The sequence below is a fragment of the uncultured Phycicoccus sp. genome (assembly GCF_947495705.1).
Taxonomy (GTDB): Bacteria; Actinomycetota; Actinomycetes; order Actinomycetales; family Dermatophilaceae; genus Phycicoccus.
Map to the genome: position 1 here is coordinate 1 of NZ_CANLZR010000025.1, position 317 is coordinate 317.

Genomic DNA, 317 nt, shown 5'->3' on the forward strand with positions numbered 1-317 from the left:
TGGGCGGTGACCTGCACGGTGCGCAGCAGCAGGTCCCCGAACGCGTCCGCGCGGGACTCCGGCACCGACAGCCCCGGGTCGAGGCCCCGGTACTCGGCGGCGAGGGTGTCGACCGCCGACCACGCCGCTGCGCTGGTGGCGGTCGGCAGTGCCGCGTACCACTCGCTCAGCCCGTCGACCCCCGGGCGGACCTGCACGCTGCGCGCGCGCCGGGCCCGCTCCGCGTGCGCGGCGACCTGCCCGGCCGCGACCCGGGCCGCCACCGAGCGCGTCACGGACGTCACCCGGGCCGGGTCCATCGCCGCCAGCCGCGGCCC

Annotated in this window: 1 protein-coding gene; it reads right to left on the reverse strand. The window is 80.1% G+C overall.

Features of this window, described 5'->3' with window-relative positions:
• A partial coding sequence (locus tag Q0963_RS16510) for a DUF222 domain-containing protein (protein WP_299448177.1) occupies positions 1–317 on the reverse strand: 317 nt, incomplete at both ends.